Here is an 18,376-nt window from a genome sequence, read left to right on the forward strand (position 1 = left end):
TAGAGAGCGCATATGGCCATCAGTCAATTTTCCTACAGCAATATTCCTCCCGAGGCGGAAGCGCTTCGCACCGAAGTGCGGGCGTTCATTCTCGACACACTGGCCGATTACCCACCTACCTTGAGTGCGCAGTCCTGGATGGGCTTCGACGCGGAATTCAGCAAGAAACTCGGCGCGCGAGGCTGGGTCGGCATGGCCTTGCCCACAGCCTACGGCGGTGGCGAGGCGGGTCCTTTTGCACGCTACGTGATCATTGAAGAATTGCTGGCCTCCGGTGCGCCGGTATCGGCCCACTGGATCGCCGACCGGCAAAGCGGGCCGCTGATCAATCGCTTCGGTACCGAGCAACAAAAACAGCACTACCTGCCAGCCATTTGCCGGGGTGAAAGTTACTTCTGCATCGGCATGAGCGAGCCCAATTCCGGCTCGGACCTGGCTTCGATCAAAAGCACTGCTGTGCGTGATGGCGATAGCTGGCTAGTCAATGGCCAGAAGGTCTGGACCACCAACGCGCACCATTCGCAGTACATGATTGCCCTGGTGCGTACCAGTGAGAAACAAGCGGCCCGGCATGAGGGCATGTCGCAATTCATCGTCGACCTTAGCCTGCCCGGCATCACCATCCGCCCGATTCGCGACCTGGCCGGTGGCGAGCACTTCAACGAAGTGTTTTTCGACAATGTGCGGCTGCCCGCCGATGCCTTGATTGGCACTGAGGGCAAGGGTTGGGATCAGGTGACCGCTGAACTGGCCTTCGAACGCAGCGGCCCTGAACGTTTCCTCAGTTGCATGGCGTTGTTGAAAACACTGATCGACGCAGTGGGCAAGACCCCTGACGCACTACAAGCGCGGGAGATCGGACGGCTGTCGGCCAAGCTGCTGACGCTGCGCAATATGTCGTTGTCGGTCACGGCACAGTTGGCGGCGGGTGAACATCCAGCCTGGGCGGCCTCCTGTGTGAAAGACCTTGGCAATGCTTTTGAGCAGGAAATCCCCGAGGTAGCCCAGCTGTTGCTGGAAACCGAGCCACGGCAGGACGGCGGCAGCGAGCATGCACGCGTGCTGGCCTACCTGACACAGATGGCGCCCTCATTCTCACTGCGCGGGGGCACTCGCGAAATTCTGCGCGGCATCATTGCCCGCGGCCTGGGGTTGCGATAATGCGCGAGATATTCGAAGCGACGATTGAACGCCTGTTTGCCGATCTGGCGACGCCGGCTTACGTGATGGGCTGTGAAGGCGGCGAATGGCCGGCCGAGTTGTGGGCCGCGCTGGACGAGTCGGGCTTCACCCTGGCGGGTGTATCCGAAGCGCTGGGCGGCGCTGAAGCCAGTTGGGCCGATATGTATGTGTTGGTCCGTGCCGCCGGGCGCTTTTCAGTGCCCGCGCCACTGGGTGAGGCCTTGCTCGGCAACTGGCTGCTGAGCAAGGCCGGCCTGGAGGGAAGGGCGGGTGCAATCAGCGTGGCCGCCAATTCCGATCTGGTGCTTGATGGCGAGCGCGTTTATGGCACCGCCTGCTCGGTCCCTTGGGGGCGCAACGTTGAAGCGGTCGTCGCCATCGCCAATAGCCCAGCCGGTGTTGCGCATGTGGTGCTGCTGCCGCGTAGCGCTGCAAGCGAACTGACGTTGAGTCTGAATGTGGCGGGCGAACCGCGCGATGATTTGGGTTTCACTAGTGCCAAGGTATTGGCGCAAGCACCGTTGCCCAGCGGGCTCGACGCCAATGTCCTGGAATTGGGCGGCGCGATGCTGCGCGCGGCGCAGTCCGCCGGGGCGTTGCACGCGCTACTGGACATGACCGCCAACTATGCCAGTGAACGCAAGCAGTTCGGCAAGGCAATCGGTTCTTTTCAAGCCATTCAACAACAGCTCGCAGTATTCGCTGAGCAGGCTGCCGCCGCCGGCATCGCGGCCGAGGCGGCCTTCACGGAATCCAGTGCGGGGCTCGCCGCGCTGACCATTGCCGCGGCAAAAATCAGCACCGCAGAAGCCGCAAGCGTCGGCGCCAGCATCGCCCATTCAGTGCATGGTGCCATTGGCTTTACCGAGGAATATCCGCTGCATCTGCTCACCCGTCGGTTGTGGGCGTGGCGCAGTGAATTCGGCTCGGCCTCCCTTTGGAGTCAGCGTCTAGGCACTCAGATATGCCTGGGCGGCAGTGATGGATACTGGCCGTTGCTCACCAGCCATGGCCAACAACCCTTAACCCGTCTCGCGAGTAATCCGGTATGAGCCCGTTTCTTCAGATTGAGCGTGAGGGCGGCATCGTCACCGTGCGCATGAACCATCCCGATACCCGCAATGCCCTGACGACGCGTGAGCAGATTCAGGAGTTTGTCGATCTCTGCGCCGAGCTGCGCCGTGATATGTCGGTGCGGGTCATGGTGCTCACTGGCAATGGCAGCGCTTTTTGTGCCGGTGGCAACGTCAAGGACATGCACGAGCGCGGCGGCATTTTCGCCGGCTCGCCGTATGAACTGCGCAATACCTACCGTGATGGTATTCAGCGTATTCCCCTGGCGATTTATGAGCTTGATATCCCAGTGATCGCCGCAGTTAACGGCCCGGCAATGGGTGCGGGCCTCGATCTTGCCTGTATGTGCGATATCCGGCTGGCGGCGCCCAAGGCGATCTTCGCCGAGAGTTTCGTGCGCCTGGGCATTGTTCCTGGTGACGGCGGCGCCTGGCTGTTGCCGCGCATCATTGGTATCCCGAAAGCCAGTTTGATGGCGTTTACCGGTGACGCTATCGATGCAGCCAAGGCGCTGGAATGGGGCCTGGTCGAGCAAGTCTGCACCCACGAAACGCTGCAATCGAAAGCGCAGGCGCTCGCGCGGCGAATCGCCAGTAATCCCGGTCATGCGTTGCGCCTGTGCAAGCGTCTGCTGCGCGAAGGCCAACATATGCGCCTCGATTCGCTGCTGGAATTGTCGGCGGCGTATCAGGCGCTGGCACATCACACCGAAGACCATCAGGAAGCGGTAGCGGCTTTTGTCGACAAGCGTGATCCCAATTACCAGGACCGCTGATTACCCATCGCCCAATACAAGAATCGATCTGGAGTAAGCAAAATGCGTGGCGTATTTCGAGAAGACCACAACATGTTCCGTGATCAGGCCCGCCGTTTCGTCGACCGCGAAATTGTGCCCTACCTGCATGAGTGGGAAAAGAACGGCATCGTTCCCAAGGAAGTCTGGCTCAAGGCCGGTGAGAACGGCTTGTTATGCTCCACGGTGCCCGAAGAATACGGTGGCCCCGGAGGCGACTTCGGTCACTCGGCGGTGATGATCGAAGAGCTGGCGCGAGCCAACGCCACCGCCGTAGGTTTCACCACTCACTCGGAAATCGTCACCCCTTACATCGTTGCCTATGGCAGCGAAGAGCAAAAGCAGCAATGGCTGCCGCGCATGGTCAGCGGTGAATTGATTGGCGTGATTGCCATGAGCGAACCAGGCATTGGTAGCGACCTGCGAGCCATGCGTACTTCGGCGCGGCGTGATGGTGACGACTACATCGTCAACGGTCAGAAGACTTTCATCACTAACGGCGGTAATGCTGGCCTTGTGGTCACTGCCACCAAGATTGACCCTTCGGCCAAAGAACTGACCCTGATCTGCGTTGAGGAAGACCGAGCCGGCTTCGCCAAGGGGCGTCTGCTGGAAAAGATTGGCCTGAAAGGGCAAGACACCGCCGAATTGTTTTTTGATGAAGTCCGGGTGCCCGTCGGCAATCGATTGGGTGAGGAGGGCATGGGATTCAAATACCTGACTCATCAATTGGCTTGGGAACGCCTGATCATCGCGATTCGTGCCGCGCAATCCATCGACACGCTGCTGGAAGAAACCATCGGCTACACCCGGGAGCGCAAGGTCTTCGGAAAACCGGTACTCGACTTCCAGAACACCCGCTTCAAACTCGCTGAAGCCAAGGCCCAGGCCACCATGTTGCGGGTGTTCGTCGACGACTGCCTGGCCAAAGTGATGCGCGGTGAACTGACGCCGGAAATCGCGGCAATGGCCAAACTGCTGGGATCGGAAATGCAGGGCAAGCTGCTTGACGAATTCCTGCAATTACATGGCGGCTACGGCTTCATGAGTGAATACAAGATCAGCCGCGCCTGGGTCGACGCCCGGGTCGCGCGCATCTATGGCGGCACCTCGGAAATCATGAAAGAAATCATCGGCCGTACTCTTTGAAGCACAACTGCATGAGGCAAACTGATGAGTAACTCCCTTTACGACATTTCGCTGAAGCAGATCGATGGAAGCGTCCGCACCCTTGGCGACTATCGGGGCAAAGTTCTGCTGGTGGTCAACGTCGCTTCAAAATGCGGGCTTACCCCGCAATACGAGGGTTTGGAAAAACTGTACCAAGACAAAAAATCCCAAGGCCTGGAAATACTGGGTTTCCCCGCCAACAACTTCAAGGAACAAGAACCGGGTAGCGATGTGGAAATCGTTGAGTTCTGTTCAGTGAACTATGACATTCACTTTCCGTTGTTCTCGAAAATATCGGTTGTCGGCGCGGACCAGCATCCTCTCTACGCCGAGCTGACTGCCGCACAACTCGAAACGACGGGTGAGGGCCCTTTTCGGGAGCGTCTGCAGGGTTATGGAATCGAGTCAGACAACACAACGGACGTACTCTGGAACTTCGAAAAGTTTCTGATTGATCGGCAGGGCACGGTCGTTGCTCGTTTTGCTCCGGACATTGCGGCTGATGATCCTCGTTTGCTTGAAGCAATCGAAGCTCAATTAGTCCAAGAGGCGTGAAGTGGTGCTGACAGTCGATACGGTTAGCGCGCTTCGTGCGCTCGTGGCGCGTGCACGAGGTGAAAACAAGAAAGTCGCGCTGGTGCCGACAATGGGCAACTTGCATGACGGTCATATCGCCCTGATTCATTGCGCAAAGCAGCGAGCCGACTTTGTGGTCGCCAGCATCTTCGTCAATCCACTCCAGTTCGGGGCGAATGAGGATCTGGCCAACTATCCTCGGACCCCCGACGCCGATCGCGAAAGACTGGTCAACGCCGGGTGTGATGCGCTGTTTGCCCCTGCTGTCGAACAGATCTATCCAGATGGAATGCTCAATCAGGCCATCGTCAGTGTGCCGAACGTGTCTGATGGTCTTTGCGGTGCAGCACGCCCTGGTCACTTTGACGGGATGGCCACTGTCGTTGCCAAGTTGCTGAACATCGTTCAGCCAGACGTGGCGGTTTTCGGGGAAAAGGACTATCAGCAGCTGGCAGTCATCCGCTCGATGGTCAGGGATCTCAATATGGTGACTGACGTTGTCGGTGCACCGACGATCCGGGCCGCGGACGGCTTGGCATTATCGTCGCGCAACGGCTATCTGAGTGACCATGAGCGTTCGGTAGCCCCCGTCCTTTACGCTTGTTTGAAGCAAATGGCGGCGAGTATCCAGATTGAGAGGCGGGTGGATGAGCGCCAGTTGATTGAATGTCATCAACGTATAAGCGACGCCGGTTTTCAGCTGGAATACTTTGAAGTCAGGAATGCCCAGGATTTAAAACCTCTGACAAGCACCGATACTCACTTTGTGATTCTGGTGGCGGCGCGCATCGGCAAAACGCGGCTCATTGACAATCTGACAGTGGAATTTCGGACATCAAAAAGATCACCAGAGGAACAACACCAATGAGCCTTTATCGAGCGTTCACTGTTCTTGGCCTGTGCCTTGTCTCTCTTGTCGGCATGGCTCAACAAGCGCCAGTGGATGCCTATGGTGCCGACACCCAGCGTGCCAACGCCTTGCTGGTAAAAGCTGTCGCCGAATACAAAGCCAAGGGCGACACCGCTATGGCCGAGTTCAGCCGGCAGGGAGCCTATGTCGATGGTGAGCTGTACATCTACGTGGTCGATACCTCCGGTGTGATGCTTGCCAGCGGTGGGCCTTCGGTTTCACTGGTCGGAAAACCGGTGGTCAGTGTGCTGGACGACGACCTCAAGGCTGCATTACAACAAGCCATTTCGCAGCCAGAAGACGGCATCGTGCGTAGCGCCGAATACCGCTGGTGGAACTGGCAACACGGCAAGGTCGAGCGTAAGCGCGTGTTCTATCAACGAGTGAAAGATCGGGTGATCTCCGTGGGTTACTACATGCCACGGTCCAGCCCCGAGCAGGCACAACAGCTGCTGCGCCAGATTTCCGAGCAAGTTGCCAGCAACGCGAAAACCACCGTCGAGCTCATTAATCAGCACGATAAGCAGCTTACCCAGGATGATCTTTACGCCTTTGTGGTGGACCTGAAAACCAAGCGGTTCGTCGCTCACGGCTTTTCGCCCCGGCTGATCGGCACCGACTTCAAGTCATTGCGCTCAACCGACGGCAAGCCGATTGGCGAGGACATACTCAAGCAGATGAACGCGCATGAAGCAGGCGAGATCACCTATCAATGGCGCAACCCTATGACCGGGCAGAACGAATACAAGAGGACTTTTCTGCAGCGGGTTAATGGATACGTCGTGGCCGTGGGCTGCTATGCAATCAAATGATCAAGGCAGGAACAACAGGAACCCACTGTCAGGAGCGTACGCATGACTGATTTGGTATTGCTGCATGGCGGAAACCATGGGTCCTGGTGTTGGGAACACTTTGTGGAAGCGTTAAACCAGCAACCCGGATGCTTCGACCGCGTGATCACTCTGGATATGCCAGGGTGCGGCAAGAAGCGCGGTCGGGATGTTGCGTCCCTGCGGCTAGACGACGTGGTCAACGAACTTAATGAAGACCTGCATGCACTCGGCGTGAACCAGGCCGTGTTGCTTGGGCATTCCATCGCGGGGGGCGTGCTGCCAATGATGGTGGTGGCCGCTCCGCAACTATATTCGCAGCTGGTTTACCTGGCCTGCGCATTGCCCAGTGAAGGCCAATCGATTCTGGAGTTGCTTGGCACTACGCTGCATGGCGAAAGCCCGGAACATGTCGGTTGGCCGCTGGACCCAGTGCAAACAACTCCTCAAGCGCTGGCCGTGGCCATGTTCGGTCAGGACTTGAGTGAGCAAACCCTGAGTTGGTTGTTAAGCGAAGTGAGTCAGGACACGACGCCACTCTGTGTGGCGACAGACTCCATCAGTCGTGAGGGGTATCAAGGATCGATCCCGGCGACTTACATCATCACCCTGCGCGACAACATTTTGCCCATCGACTGGCAGCGCCGTTTTGCGCAACGTGCCGGTGCTGGCGTGGTGATCGAAATCGATACGGCGCACGAGCCGTTCGTATCACACCCCCAGCTGCTGGCGGATGTCGTACGGGGTATAGAGCGGCATGAGTGATGGGCAATATCGGTGTTTTAAGCCGGAGCGACGGCACGGCAAATCAACGCAACGGGTTGATCCTGTCCATCATCGTATTCAACTTTGTCTCGTACGTGTGCAGTGGCTTGCCGCTCGCGGTGTTGCCGGGCTACGTCCTCAATGACCTGGGCCTGACCTCGGTTTTCGCGGGTGTGGTGATCAGCTCGCAGTACCTGGCGACGCTCCTGGCCCGCCCCTTGGCCGGTGGCGTGGCTGATCGCCTGGGTGCCAAATACGCGGTTGTGTGCGGGTTCAGTGGCTTGATGTTGAGCGGCGCCCTGACGGCGCTCGCCATTATCCTGCCCACCCAACCCTGGTTGACCCTGACGCTATTACTGCTGGGGAGGCTGGTGTTGGGGGCGTCCACGGCCATGATCTCCACGCCCTGCTGCACCTGGGCCATCGGGTTATGTGGTGCCCCTCGGGCGGCACAGGTCATGTCGTGGAACGGAATAGCGGCTTACGGCGGCACGGCTGTTGGCGCGCCACTGGGTGTGCTGCTGCGCAATTCGATGGGTATCGCCAGTGTGGGACTGTGCACCGTGTTGCTTGGCTTGGCGTTCCTGCTTTTGGCTCTGGGCAAGCGCCCAGCGCCATTGGTTGCAGGCGCCCGGCTGGCTTTTTATCGAGTCCTGTTCGCGGTCATGCCCAACGGCCTGGTCCTGGTTTGCAGCTCGGTAGGATTTGGCGGGCTTACGGCCTTCGTCGCACTGTATTTCGATAGTCTCGGCTGGGACCACGCCGCTTATTGCTTAAGTGGTTTCGGCGCAGGCTTCATCGTTGCCCGATTGTCGTCGCCGGGAATACTGCAGCGATTCAGAGGGTACAAAGTGGTGGGCGGCTGCCTGCTTGTGCAGACGTTGGGCATGCTGCTGATATGGCTCGCGCCTTCGCCTGCGCTGGCAATTGCCGGCGGCGCGCTGACCGGCATAGGGGTGTCATGGGTCTACCCGGGGCTTGGGGTGGAGACATTGGCCAGCACTCCGGCCGTGAACCGTAACTCGGCGCTCAGTGCCCTTTCATTATTCTTCGATATTGCAGTGGGGATGGCCGGTCCGGTGATGGGCCTGGTTGCGTCAGGTTTTGGTTTTGCTGCGATATTTCTCTGTGCAGCACTGATGTCGATGGGCGGGTTTCTGGTAGTGCTCTGCCTATGGCGGAAGGGCCGTATACGCGATTAGTGTTAGTTGTTTAATAGCATACCTCTGTTTCACATAACTGACGTGCAAGTAAGCTCTCCGACGATCTGTCAGCGGGAAAATAACAGAACCAGCTATACCGCTATTGGCCGATTGCTGCGTGTCATGTCGGGTCGGAATCGACCCGAACCGAGCTCTCAGCGATATATACATAACTACAAGGAGTTCAGCGTTATAAGAATTCGACTTATGAGGACGGCAGAGTCTCTGCGGCTGCGTAGTCTGGAAAGGACATCATCGACTCGATCGCTGGGTGCTCGTAGGTTGAGGACAATACGGCGCTGAGTCGATCGCCCAACAGATTCCAGGCGCGTTTCTTCTCTTCGGCATAGTCGTGATGCAGGTAGTGGCGTCTCACCCGAGAGCCGGCCAGCACATGGTTTTGACAGCGATCGATGACGTCCAGGCTGACACTCAAGGCCTGCATCATGGTCGCTCCCGTTCGGCGCAGGTCATGCGGTGTCCAGTCACCGTTCTGGCCGTTGGCAAGGACCAGCGTATCGTCATGACGCCGCCTGGAGAGGGCCTTGCGGTTTTTGAACCGCGCCTGGCGATCGCCGACCTGTTTACTCACCACTTTTACGTCCACATGCCCATCATCCAGCTTGTTCGGGAAGCACCATTGGGAATGTCCCGTTAGGGTCTTCAGTTCCTGAAAGAAATGCAGGGCGAAGGGGGAGAGGAATACATGGTGGTCCTGTTTCTTGCCGCGAGTGCCTTTGACGTTTTCACTGGGGAGGAACCACGTCTGCTGGTCCAGATCGACATTTTTCCATTCGGCCTGGAGCAACTCGCCAATCCGGCACAGGGTGCCCAGGCTGATCCAAAGCGCGAGTTGGGTTTCCTTCTTCAGTGGTCGAATGCCTTCATATTTTTGCCCGGCGGGGAGGCCGTTGTAATCGGTGGTCATTTGCTGGAAGCGGTTGTGCAGTTCCAACAGCTCAGCCGGCGAAAGGATCCGGCTTCGTTCGGCCTCGTAATCGGCAGGGATCAGGGGGGTGATGTCGACCAGCTCCGTTGGATCGCCCTCGACCAGCAACGCCCGCCAAGGTTGGCGCTTTCTGGCCCAGCTGAACATCTGGCTGAGGTCGGCGAAGAAGCTGATCGCTTGCCGGTGAGCGCCGCGGTTGACCACGGTGCGGATCAGCGCCCGAATATCGTGTTCGGAAACATTGTTCACCGCGGTCTTGCCGAGTGCCGGGAATAGGTCCTTGTTAAAGCGCCGTTGCAACTCGGCATTGCCGTCTTTACGCGCGACGCCATCCAACAGCCAGGCCTTGGCCAGATCCTGGACGGTCAGTGTCTGCACCTTCGTCGACTTTTCTTGTGCGGCTTTTGCGTTCGTCGCGGCATGAGCCTGTGCCTTGGCGGTTTTCTTTTGCTCGTTGGGATTGATCTGCTCATCGATGAGCGCTCGGGCCTGGTTGCGGGCCTTGCGGATGTCCGTCAGGGATTTGCGCGGCCAGGACCCGCAGGAGTACTCTTTGTTCTGGTCGCCCCAGCGATAACGATAGAAAAAGCTGACTGACACACCGTCTTTACGGACTGAGATTCGACCGGCGAGATTGCCATCCTCCCGGAGGATGCGGCCGGCATCATCGGCGGTCAGCGACTCGAGTTCTTTGATGGTGATTTTGGCCATAAAATGAGTTCCCCCTACTTTTCCCCCCACAAAAACGTCGGCTCTTGATGGACGTTACTGGACTCTCGTAGAGCAGAACACCGCTGGAGCTCAAGTAAATACTAGCTTAGAAAAATCCAGAGTAAAATTTTGGAAGCTTTCAAGAAGTATGAAAAAGGAGATGGGGTGCTAGGGGTCGAGTGTTCGAATCACTCCGTCCCGACCATTATTCCTGAGTAAAATCAGACTCTTAAGCCGATCAGATAGATCGGCTTTTTTGTGCCTGCGCAAAACCCGCGCAAAACTGGCGCAAAACTACCCGGTGATTTCGCTGATATTCAGATCCGGAATCGCCTCGGACCAAATGATTTCCTCGTGGTCCCGCTGGTAGTTCTTGGTCATGCCCTCGCTCGCATGGCCTGCAATCTTCTGCCCGTCCTTACCGGCTTTCTTGTACAGGTGCAGCGACAGCGCTCGCACTTCATGGAAGCCGGCATCTCTTCTTCCTTCCATCCTGCGTAGAAATGGTCGCTCCTCCGCTTGAGGTCGTGGGTAACAAAACGCCCGCATGTGCGGTCTGTCGAGCACCGAGAGGGGGCGAAAGCTCGACTGAGGAAGTGTAGATCAGGGAGGACTTATCGCTAAGGGCGAATCGCAGGCAAAGAAAAGCCCGCGATGGGGAGGGCGGGCTTAAAGGGATGTTCACTAGGAGCTGGGGTAACAATAGACAATTGACTGTGAAAAGGTCGTGAAAGGTCGCGCTCAGTACGAGGTAGAGATTGCCTGGGCCAGTTGCTGGTCGTTCATCAGCGGCGGCGTGTATGTCGCACGATAAAAGCGAACTGCTTGCTCAAACTGAGCGCCGCGAATTTCGCCATCTGAACCAATGAATGCGAGGGCATCGTCCTTCGCTTTTTTCATCATTGAGGGCCCGTAGACTGTAAATGCTGTTGTACCTCCGAGCACCATCGTTGGGAACAGGGTAGTGGCGCTCAGCGCTCTCTCGACCGGATTCTCGACGTACCACGCCATTGCTTCAGCGCTGATTGATACCATAACGACGGCTGCCAGGGTCTTCCATGAGTCCATTCTTCGATGCTTCCATTGCGATCAGTGGGCGCCACCATACCAGAGCAGGGGATCAGCAGAAACAAGAAGCCGGCGCCGGCACCCGGTGCATCGCGATGAATGTCGAGATCGGCTGAATCACCGACACCACGTCCTCACCAGCAGGCCAACAACGTGTCCGGTTAGATCGGACACGATCCAAGTCGTTGTCCTACTGCCTCCAGGCTGAACGTATGCGGCTGGCGCCTATTGCGGTTTGCGCGCACGGTCCGATGTATTCCAACCCGATCGCGATGTGGCAACAGATCGCCGATTTCCACGCGAACAGCCTCACCGGGGGGGCGGTTTTCCTGAGGGCTGGCGGGTTTTCATGGGCGCCCATCGGGCGAACCGGCGGGCGAGGCGTTCATTGCTAGGCTTCAATGCCAGCAGCGGCTACCGCAAACCGGCAGCCGCCCTTGCGCGCCTTAAACCTTAAACCGCTCCACCAACCGCTCCAATTCATGCCCCAACCGCGCCAGCTCGTTGCTCGACGCGGCGGTTTCTTCGCAGGTGTCGGCCGTCTGGTCGGAGATGTTGCGCACGTTGATCACGCTGCGATTGATCTCCTCGGTGACGGCGCTTTGCTGTTCCGCCGCCGTGGCAATCTGCTGATTCATTGACTGAATGATCGAGACCTTGCCCGTGATGTTCTCCAGCGCACTGACCGCCCGATGGGTGCATTCCACGCTGCTTTCGCTCAGTACCAGGCTGCTTTCCATACCTGAGGCCACGGCGTGGGTGCCGCTCTGTACCCCGGCGACCAGGCTTTCAATTTCTTCGGTGGAGCGCTGGGTCCGCAGGGCGAGGTTGCGGACTTCGTCTGCCACCACAGCAAAGCCACGGCCAGCCTCGCCGGCGCGGGCCGCTTCGATGGCCGCGTTCAGCGCCAGCAGGTTGGTTTGCTGGGCGACGGCTTTGATCACATCCAGTACGCCGCCGATCTTGTCACTTTGTTCCTGAAGATGGCGCACCGCATCGGCCGATTGGTTGAGTTCTGCCGCCAGGCGCTGGATCTGTGCAATCGCCTCACCCACGATTTGTTCCCCCTCGCAGGCTTGTTGATCCGCGATGGACGCGGCCGCAGAGGCTTCTTCGGCATTGCGTGCGACGTTCTGGACAGTGGTGGTCATCTCGTTCATCGCGGTGGCCACATGATCCGTTTCGGCTTTTTGATTGCTGATGCCGGAATTTGTGTGCTCGGTGACTGCCGACAACTGCTCGGCCGCGCTGGCCACCTGGATAACACCGGAGCGAATGCCGTCAATCAGCTCATGAAGGTTGTGCATCATCTGCGCAAGGCCTGATTGCAGTTGGCCCAACTCGTCACGCCGGTCGACCTTTACAGGCTCGGTCAAATCACCCTGGGCAATGCGGTTCACTGCCTGGAGCGTGTGTTGCAGTGGGTTCACTATTTGGCGGGTGATGACCCAGGCGGCGAGTGTACCCAGCAACAGTGCCAGGGCCGCGACGAGTCCCAGCAGGGTCTTGGCAGAGGCGGCATCGGCATCGCGTTTGGTATTTTGCGATTGAATGAGGGTTTGCGTGGTGTCGAGCAACAGGTCACCCAACTGCCCCATCCGTTTAAATAGCGCCGCCTGGTCAATGTCAGGCGTGGACAGGTCGTGCAGGTGTTTCCCGTACTCGTTGACCGCATTTTCCTGCTGCTGGATCAGGTCTTTATCCATCGGCTCGATGAACAGCTCCCGGATACTGTGCAGGTGGGCTGCCAGTTGATCCAGGGTTTGTTGCAACGGTTGATAGGCACTCGCTTGAGCGTTGGTACCGATGCGCAGACGGATGATTCGCAAGTCTTTGGTGTAGTTGCTGATCTGCGCAATTTTTTCAACCTTAAGCCCGCGCTCGGTCAGTGTCACCACGGCGTACCAGCCGGTCGCGGCCAGCAAGAACGCAAGCCCCAGCACCAGGCCGAACCCCCAACTTAATTTAGCACTGACTCGGATATTGCTGATCCAGCCGAACATACAGACTCCTAAAATAAAGCAGGTTGATTATTGATCCCCTGAGTGTCGACCTACACCTCCAATGCTTTAATCGCGAGCATGTTCCACACTTCGACTTGTACCTTGCGTGAAAAAATTATCGGCAGGTGGTGTTCATCGGCTGTAGTGTCACTGAAAGGATACAGCCCTATGTTTTTCAGGCGTTGGCGGGGAGGGTGGTTAGTTAACTAAGTTGATTTTCTGGGAGCCACAATGTTGTCTTGTGCTTTAGTCGAATATTCAGGAGGACCGAGTTCTGTTTGGCCCGAATGCTTGCGGCTAACTACCAAAAGACAGGCGGCAGTCACCAGGTATTTAAAGTTTGATGGTTTTTTTCAGGTAGGAAAACAATTGGTCCTGGCAGGCCCTGTATTGGTTTTCCAGGTTCTCGACTTCCCACATGCGCGCGAGCCAGACGTCATCACAGGCGGCTTCCAAATGGTTGACGGTGGTCATCCAGGCCGTTTGGGCGTTAGCGGTTGCTTGCATTAAATGCAATAGCTCCTCATTAATCGCAAGTGCATTCGGCGAGGGGGGCTTGAGGGACATTAAAAATACTCAGAACTATTTCAATAGGAGGTATGTTTTAGGTTGCGCACTATAAGGCCCTGCTCGCGGGAGGCAGTATTCGACTAATGGCTAACGCGGTGAAACAGTAAAGTTCACAGCTTTTTTGTGCGGGTATTCACCCTGCTTATAATGTCGCTTACGCAGCTGTAGTGTGTTTCACGGATTAAACAGATGATTCGATTCAGCCGATAAGTTGAATCTTGATTCAATCTGCATTCAATAACGTGCAACTGCGTTAGTACGGTCTTAGCTGTCAGTTAGATCAGCGACTGCGGCGTTTTTCCAGTGCAGTACACAGCAGCATGCCGTCGATCAAGCGCCGGTCCAGCTCACGCTTGACCGAGGTTCATGGCCCTGTGACCGTTTGTGCCTGGCACGCCCAATGGGATGAGCAACCGCTCGATGAGCGAGCGAAGATCAAGTCACGCCAAGGCGTGCGCTACTCGCCCCTTTCTTGCTTCATGGCGTTTGGAGCATCGCTTCCACTTCCGCAACGGTTACACGCGCAATGATGCTTTCTGGAATCTTCGAAATATCGGATAAGTTGTAAACCATGAAGTCATCCCCCATGACCTTTTTGGACATCAACTCGAACGACGGAAGTATGCGGGTGTAATAGTGTTGATCGAGCCCGCAGGGGGAGTTTATGGAGTCCTTCGTTTCGTAAAACCTCCCCGACTTTTCGTCCAGGTCGACGCCGACCAGGAAAACCTTGGAGAACCCGACGTGGAATGCCAGCTGTATGGCCAGGTAGGCCACGGTTCGAGCATCAAAAAAGCCCTGGCTCATGTCCTTGCTGAACCCGATGGGTCGTTTCCGACGGGCGATCAAGGAGTGATCGGTAACCAACTCTTTTTGTCTCCCGAGCGCCACATCGAGCCACGACGGCCTTGTAGCCTTGGACAACGGGTAGAGCTGCCCGGTTGGACGAACTCAGGATGATTGCGCATGGTCTGCCCATAGCGCGACCCTTTGGCTGACAGCCATGGCGTAGTTGAATAAATCCGGCTGCTGGTTGGAAAAGCTTCTGTCCGTGCAGGCGTAAAAACTCGGTTTGATGTCGGTGTTCATAAACATCGAAATCGCGCCATTCATCGTAATCATGGGCACGTGCGCAAACTTTTCGAGGGGAAATGATTTGGCTGAAGGGCCGGAAGCAATAATAAAAACCGCGCCTGATTCGACATTCCGACAGGCATCAAAGTCGTGTAGGGTCGGCGAGCGTGCGTTTAAACACGGCACTGATGCGGGTGCAAACAACGGCAGCTTATTATCGCCAACCGGCTTGGCCCCGACGCAGGACATCTGTTTCATCCGACCTATCCATGTTGTGAAATGAAAATACATACATCTCCCGACCTGGAGCCAGCAGTAGAGTTCCTTAATGAAAAAGAATATATAAACGCGCTGACGCTTTCAGAACGTCTGTCCCATGGAAAACTGAAACACCTGCTTGTCCGCTTTCTCAGGCGTGCGGATCGGATATGCCAGGTTCACCCCCCCCCACCGAGCTGGCCATCTGGCGCATTTCCCGACGCAGCACCTATTCCAAGGTCCAACTGGTGGATGGCTCGAAAAAAACTGATGGGTATGGGCTGATTACGCGTGTAACACGGAGAAATGGGCTGACAAGCTCGCCAAGGCGGCGCGTACGCGATATTTCGCGGTCAATGGCGCCGAACTCAGCGGGATTTTTAACTTGCCGCACGGTCGCGGCAAGTTGGTCGCAGGTTCCTTAGCTGACTGGTATTACGGCATGCCCGGCCGCTCCGTGGCGACGGAACCCTTCGACTTCGCCGGAAACACCGGCGACAGGTGAATCAAAAAACCATGAGACGCTCCGTTTCTGCCTGCCGAGGGAGTTGGGATAAAGTACCAGGACCTCGCCGGCCGGCTGTTCGCCGAGAATCCCAATGTGAAACGGTTCAAGACATTGGTGGTGCTGGACCGGGTCAACGTCGGCTTGGAAGTGCCGGTTGCATAAAAAAGTTGGTCGAAGCCTGTCCCCTTTTTTCACCTCGCCTGTCATTCCAGGCAAGTGAACAAAATCGAGAGCTTCTTCCCATGCCCGCCGTCCTCCCTTTGCGCTTGCGCCCGTTGCTCAAACTGAGCCTGATGCTGAGCCTCAGCGCCAGCCCGTTGTTCGTTCCCGTCAGCTATGCCGAAGACAGCGCCGCGCGCCGCAGCTACCAGGTGCCGGCCGGCAGCCTGAGTGCGGCGTTGACCCGCTTTGCCGGTTTGTCGGGGGTCAACCTGTCGATAGACCCGGCGCTGGTCAGCGGGCGCAGCAGCAGCGGTTTGTCTGGTGAGTACGGAGTGGAAGAGGGCTTTGCCCGTCTGCTGCAAGGCTCCGGCCTGCAGCTGCAACCCATGGGTGAGCAGGCCTATATGCTGGTACCGGCGCCGGATGGCAGCAGCCTGGAACTGGCGCCGACGTCGATTCTCGGTACCACCGGCCTGTACGACGGCGACACCTACGCCGGTGGCCAGGTGGCGCGGCGTGGCTCGCAAGGCTTGCTGGGCACGCGGGATTTCATGGAAACGCCGTTCAGCATGACCACCTACACCCAGGACGCGGTAAAAAACCAGCAGGCGCGCACCCTCGGCGACCTGATCGCCAGCGACCCGTCGGTACGCGCCACCAACCCGGCCGGTGGGCGTTATGAGCAGTTCACCATTCGCGGTTTCAGCCTGTTCAACAGTGATGTGTCTTACAACGGCCTGTACGGCGTGCTGCCGACCTACACCATCGACATGGAAATGGCCGACCGCGTCGACATTTTCAAAGGCCCCACCCAGTTGATCAACGGCATCTCGCCGCGCGGCAGCGTGGGCGGCGGGATCAACGTGGTGCCCAAGCGCGCCACGGACAAGGACATCACCTCGTTCACCGGCACCTGGGCCTCCGACAGCCAGGCCGGCGGCGCGGTGGATGTGGGCCGGCGCTTCGGTGAGGACAACAAGTTCGGCCTGCGCTTCAACGGCGTGAAGCAGTCCGGCGATACCGAATGGGACCACCAGAGCGTCGACCGTGAGATGGCCGTGCTGGGCCTGGATTTTCGTGGCGAGCGCCTGCGTCTTTCCACCGACATCGGCCGCACCGAGCGCGACACCGATGCCCCGCAGGAGCGTGTGCAAGTAGCGGCCGCGGCGCCGGTGCCCAGCGCCAACGATGTGCGCCGCAACTACGCGCAGTCCTGGAGCAAGGCCCGCACCAAGGACACCTTCGGTACGGTGAATGCCGAATATGACCTCAGCGATTCGGTGATGCTCTACGGCGGTGTGGGCGCGCGTAAAAGTAACCACGAGTTCCTGCGCCATGCAGTGTCGGTCAGCAACGCAGCCGGCGCGTTTACCGTCTCGCCTCGGGATTTCACCCGCGATGAAAACGTCCGCACTGCCACGGCCGGCGTGCGTAACTGGTTCCACACCGGGCCGGTGAGCCATGAGGTCAACCTGGCCGCCAGCTACTTCTATATGGACTTCACCAACGGCGGTGCGCGTTATGCCAACGCATCGAGCAATCTCTACAACCCCGTGCAAACCCCGACGCCGTCTGTGGCCACGCGCCAGGACGCGAAGGTGTACACCGAGAACACATTCAGTGGCGTGGCCTTGTCCGACACCCTGGGCTTCTTCGATGACCGCCTGTTGCTCACCCTCGGCGCGCGTTGGCAGCGTGTGATCGTGGACGACTGGAGCAATGGCATCAAAGGCAAGACCAACTACGACGAAGAAAAGATCTCGCCTTCGGGTGGTCTGCTGTTCAAAGCCACCGACAAGCTGTCGCTGTACGCCAACTACATGGAAGGTATGAGCCAGGGCAAGATCGCACCGTCCACGTCGAGAAACGAAGACCAGATCTTCCCGCCGTTTATCAGCCGCCAGGTGGAAGTGGGCGCCAAGTACGACGCCGGCGCCTTCGCCGTGACCGCCGCCGTGTTCCGCATCAAGCAACCGGCCTACGAGACCAACTCCACCTCGCTGCTGTTCGGTCCCAATGGCAAGCGCCAGAACACCGGTGCGGAGCTGAGCGTGTTCGGCGAACCCCTCAAGGGTGTGCGCTTGCTCGGCGGCGTGATGTACATCGACAGCAAATTGAAGGACACCACCAATGGCGCCTGGGACGGCAACCGCGCGCCGGCCACGCCCAAGTACAACGTCAACCTCGGCGCCGAGTGGGACGTTCCGACCCTCGAAGGCCTGACCCTGACCAGCCGGGGCATCCACTCCAGCTCCCAATACCTGGACCAGTCCAACGTCAAGGAAATCGACGCCTGGAACCGTATCGACGTCGGCGCCCGCTATGCGTTCAAGGTGGATGACAAGCACATCACCCTGCGGGCGAATGTGGAGAACGTCGCCGACAAGCGCTACTGGAGTTCGGCCGGTGCGTCGGATGACAGCGAGCCGGGGCTGACCCTGTCGACCCCGCGCACCTACCTGCTGTCTGCCACCGTCGACTTCTAGACGCGGATTAAAAAAGTGGGAGGGGGCTTGCCCCCGATTGCGGCGGTTCAGTTGGAGCATCCTTGACTGACACACCGCTATCGGG

Annotated in this window: 16 protein-coding genes and 3 pseudogenes; 12 read left to right on the forward strand and 7 right to left on the reverse strand. The window is 58.0% G+C overall.

The features are described 5' to 3' along the window. The first annotated feature begins 12 nt into the window (after positions 1-12). From FIV39_RS14680 to FIV39_RS14720, 9 genes are read left to right on the forward strand one after another with little or no spacing between them, the layout of a single operon-like run. Entirely contained in the window at positions 13-1,161 is a 1,149-nt protein-coding gene (locus tag FIV39_RS14680; RefSeq protein ID WP_020300774.1) for an acyl-CoA dehydrogenase family protein, read from the forward strand. Then, complete coding sequence (locus FIV39_RS14685; RefSeq protein WP_020300773.1) at positions 1,161-2,234, forward strand: acyl-CoA dehydrogenase family protein; 1,074 nt, start codon at positions 1,161-1,163, stop codon at positions 2,232-2,234. The genes FIV39_RS14680 and FIV39_RS14685 overlap by 1 nt, the downstream gene beginning before the upstream one ends. After that, on the forward strand, positions 2,231-3,031 hold the full coding sequence (locus FIV39_RS14690) for a crotonase/enoyl-CoA hydratase family protein (protein WP_090406375.1): 801 nt from the start codon (positions 2,231-2,233) through the stop codon (positions 3,029-3,031). Before FIV39_RS14685 ends, FIV39_RS14690 begins: the two co-directional genes overlap by 4 nt. Positions 3,032-3,073: 42 nt before the next feature. Further along, on the forward strand, positions 3,074-4,198 hold the full coding sequence (locus FIV39_RS14695) for an acyl-CoA dehydrogenase family protein (RefSeq protein WP_020300771.1): 1,125 nt from the start codon (positions 3,074-3,076) through the stop codon (positions 4,196-4,198). 24 nt (positions 4,199-4,222) lie between these two features. Further along, positions 4,223-4,774: a glutathione peroxidase gene (locus tag FIV39_RS14700; protein ID WP_020300770.1), complete on the forward strand. Its 552-nt coding sequence runs from the start codon at positions 4,223-4,225 to the stop codon at positions 4,772-4,774. Between the two features lie 4 nt (positions 4,775-4,778). Next, positions 4,779-5,663: a pantoate--beta-alanine ligase gene (panC, locus tag FIV39_RS14705; RefSeq protein WP_032904506.1), complete on the forward strand. Its 885-nt coding sequence runs from the start codon at positions 4,779-4,781 to the stop codon at positions 5,661-5,663. Next, entirely contained in the window at positions 5,660-6,517 is an 858-nt protein-coding gene (locus FIV39_RS14710; protein WP_020300768.1) for a cache domain-containing protein, read from the forward strand. The genes panC and FIV39_RS14710 overlap by 4 nt, the downstream gene beginning before the upstream one ends. Before the next feature lie 42 nt (positions 6,518-6,559). Beyond that, positions 6,560-7,300: an alpha/beta fold hydrolase gene (locus FIV39_RS14715; RefSeq protein ID WP_047530979.1), complete on the forward strand. Its 741-nt coding sequence runs from the start codon at positions 6,560-6,562 to the stop codon at positions 7,298-7,300. After that, positions 7,300-8,502 carry an MFS transporter gene (locus FIV39_RS14720; protein ID WP_020300766.1) on the forward strand — a complete coding sequence of 401 codons (1,203 nt, stop codon included), beginning with the start codon at positions 7,300-7,302 and terminating at the stop codon, positions 8,500-8,502. Before FIV39_RS14715 ends, FIV39_RS14720 begins: the two co-directional genes overlap by 1 nt. 205 nt (positions 8,503-8,707) lie before the next feature. Here the strand turns inward: FIV39_RS14720 and FIV39_RS14725 are convergent, their stop codons facing one another. The 3 genes and pseudogenes from FIV39_RS14725 to FIV39_RS14735 form a co-directional block, all read right to left on the reverse strand. After that, the gene (locus FIV39_RS14725) at positions 8,708-10,162 is read right to left on the reverse strand and encodes a tyrosine-type recombinase/integrase (protein ID WP_047530966.1); all 1,455 of its coding nucleotides are present in this window, start codon (positions 10,160-10,162) and stop codon (positions 8,708-8,710) included. Positions 10,163-10,456: 294 nt separating this feature from the next. After that, positions 10,457-10,662 (reverse strand): annotated as a pseudogene (locus FIV39_RS14730) (integrase); the annotation flags it as partial. 241 nt (positions 10,663-10,903) lie between these two features. Continuing rightward, entirely contained in the window at positions 10,904-11,230 is a 327-nt protein-coding gene (locus tag FIV39_RS14735; protein ID WP_090406372.1) for a DUF2388 domain-containing protein, read from the reverse strand. 173 nt (positions 11,231-11,403) lie between these two features. Here FIV39_RS14735 and FIV39_RS33465 point away from each other — a divergent pair. After that, positions 11,404-11,547: pseudogene (locus FIV39_RS33465) on the forward strand (alpha/beta fold hydrolase); the annotation flags it as partial. Positions 11,548-11,676: 129 nt separating this feature from the next. Here the strand turns inward: FIV39_RS33465 and FIV39_RS14745 are convergent. Together FIV39_RS14745 and FIV39_RS14750 are read right to left on the reverse strand one after the other, a co-directional pair. Then, entirely contained in the window at positions 11,677-13,233 is a 1,557-nt protein-coding gene (locus FIV39_RS14745; protein ID WP_090406369.1) for a methyl-accepting chemotaxis protein, read from the reverse strand. Between the two features lie 333 nt (positions 13,234-13,566). After that, positions 13,567-13,740 carry a hypothetical protein gene (locus FIV39_RS14750; RefSeq protein WP_244176366.1) on the reverse strand — a complete coding sequence of 58 codons (174 nt, stop codon included), beginning with the start codon at positions 13,738-13,740 and terminating at the stop codon, positions 13,567-13,569. 416 nt (positions 13,741-14,156) lie between these two features. Between FIV39_RS14750 and FIV39_RS33930 the strand changes: the two are divergent. After that, positions 14,157-14,285: pseudogene (locus FIV39_RS33930) on the forward strand (hypothetical protein); the annotation flags it as partial. Here the strand turns inward: FIV39_RS33930 and FIV39_RS33725 are convergent. Then, complete coding sequence (locus FIV39_RS33725; RefSeq protein ID WP_315899138.1) at positions 14,281-14,670, reverse strand: hypothetical protein; 390 nt, start codon at positions 14,668-14,670, stop codon at positions 14,281-14,283. The pseudogene FIV39_RS33930 and the gene FIV39_RS33725 overlap by 5 nt on opposite strands. Positions 14,671-14,754: 84 nt before the next feature. Next, positions 14,755-15,135: a hypothetical protein gene (locus FIV39_RS33730; protein ID WP_315899139.1), complete on the reverse strand. Its 381-nt coding sequence runs from the start codon at positions 15,133-15,135 to the stop codon at positions 14,755-14,757. A gap of 750 nt (positions 15,136-15,885) precedes the next feature. On the opposite strand from FIV39_RS33730, the gene FIV39_RS14770 reads away from it, so the two are divergent. After that, complete coding sequence (locus FIV39_RS14770; protein ID WP_090406360.1) at positions 15,886-18,291, forward strand: TonB-dependent receptor; 2,406 nt, start codon at positions 15,886-15,888, stop codon at positions 18,289-18,291. Positions 18,292-18,376 lie beyond the last annotated feature (85 nt).

This window comes from Pseudomonas grimontii, assembly GCF_007858185.1.
Classification (GTDB): domain Bacteria; phylum Pseudomonadota; class Gammaproteobacteria; order Pseudomonadales; family Pseudomonadaceae; genus Aquipseudomonas; species Aquipseudomonas grimontii.

Bases quoted from the DNA above. Each gene is read 5' to 3' on its own strand.
- FIV39_RS14735 (WP_090406372.1), bottom strand. From the start codon at position 11,230: ATGGACTCATGGAAGACCCTGGCAGCCGTCGTTATGGTATCAATCAGC.
- FIV39_RS14695 (WP_020300771.1), top strand. From the start codon at position 3,074: ATGCGTGGCGTATTTCGAGAAGACCACAACATGTTCCGTGATCAGGCC.
- FIV39_RS14685 (WP_020300773.1), top strand. From the start codon at position 1,161: ATGCGCGAGATATTCGAAGCGACGATTGAACGCCTGTTTGCCGATCTG.
- FIV39_RS14725 (WP_047530966.1), bottom strand. From the start codon at position 10,162: ATGGCCAAAATCACCATCAAAGAACTCGAGTCGCTGACCGCCGATGAT.
- FIV39_RS14710 (WP_020300768.1), top strand. From the start codon at position 5,660: ATGAGCCTTTATCGAGCGTTCACTGTTCTTGGCCTGTGCCTTGTCTCT.
- FIV39_RS14680 (WP_020300774.1), top strand. From the start codon at position 13: ATGGCCATCAGTCAATTTTCCTACAGCAATATTCCTCCCGAGGCGGAA.
- FIV39_RS14750 (WP_244176366.1), bottom strand. From the start codon at position 13,740: ATGCAAGCAACCGCTAACGCCCAAACGGCCTGGATGACCACCGTCAAC.
- FIV39_RS14690 (WP_090406375.1), top strand. From the start codon at position 2,231: ATGAGCCCGTTTCTTCAGATTGAGCGTGAGGGCGGCATCGTCACCGTG.
- FIV39_RS14715 (WP_047530979.1), top strand. From the start codon at position 6,560: ATGACTGATTTGGTATTGCTGCATGGCGGAAACCATGGGTCCTGGTGT.
- FIV39_RS14745 (WP_090406369.1), bottom strand. From the start codon at position 13,233: ATGTTCGGCTGGATCAGCAATATCCGAGTCAGTGCTAAATTAAGTTGG.
- FIV39_RS14700 (WP_020300770.1), top strand. From the start codon at position 4,223: ATGAGTAACTCCCTTTACGACATTTCGCTGAAGCAGATCGATGGAAGC.
- FIV39_RS14770 (WP_090406360.1), top strand. From the start codon at position 15,886: ATGCCCGCCGTCCTCCCTTTGCGCTTGCGCCCGTTGCTCAAACTGAGC.
- FIV39_RS33730 (WP_315899139.1), bottom strand. From the start codon at position 15,135: ATGAAACAGATGTCCTGCGTCGGGGCCAAGCCGGTTGGCGATAATAAG.
- FIV39_RS14720 (WP_020300766.1), top strand. From the start codon at position 7,300: ATGGGCAATATCGGTGTTTTAAGCCGGAGCGACGGCACGGCAAATCAA.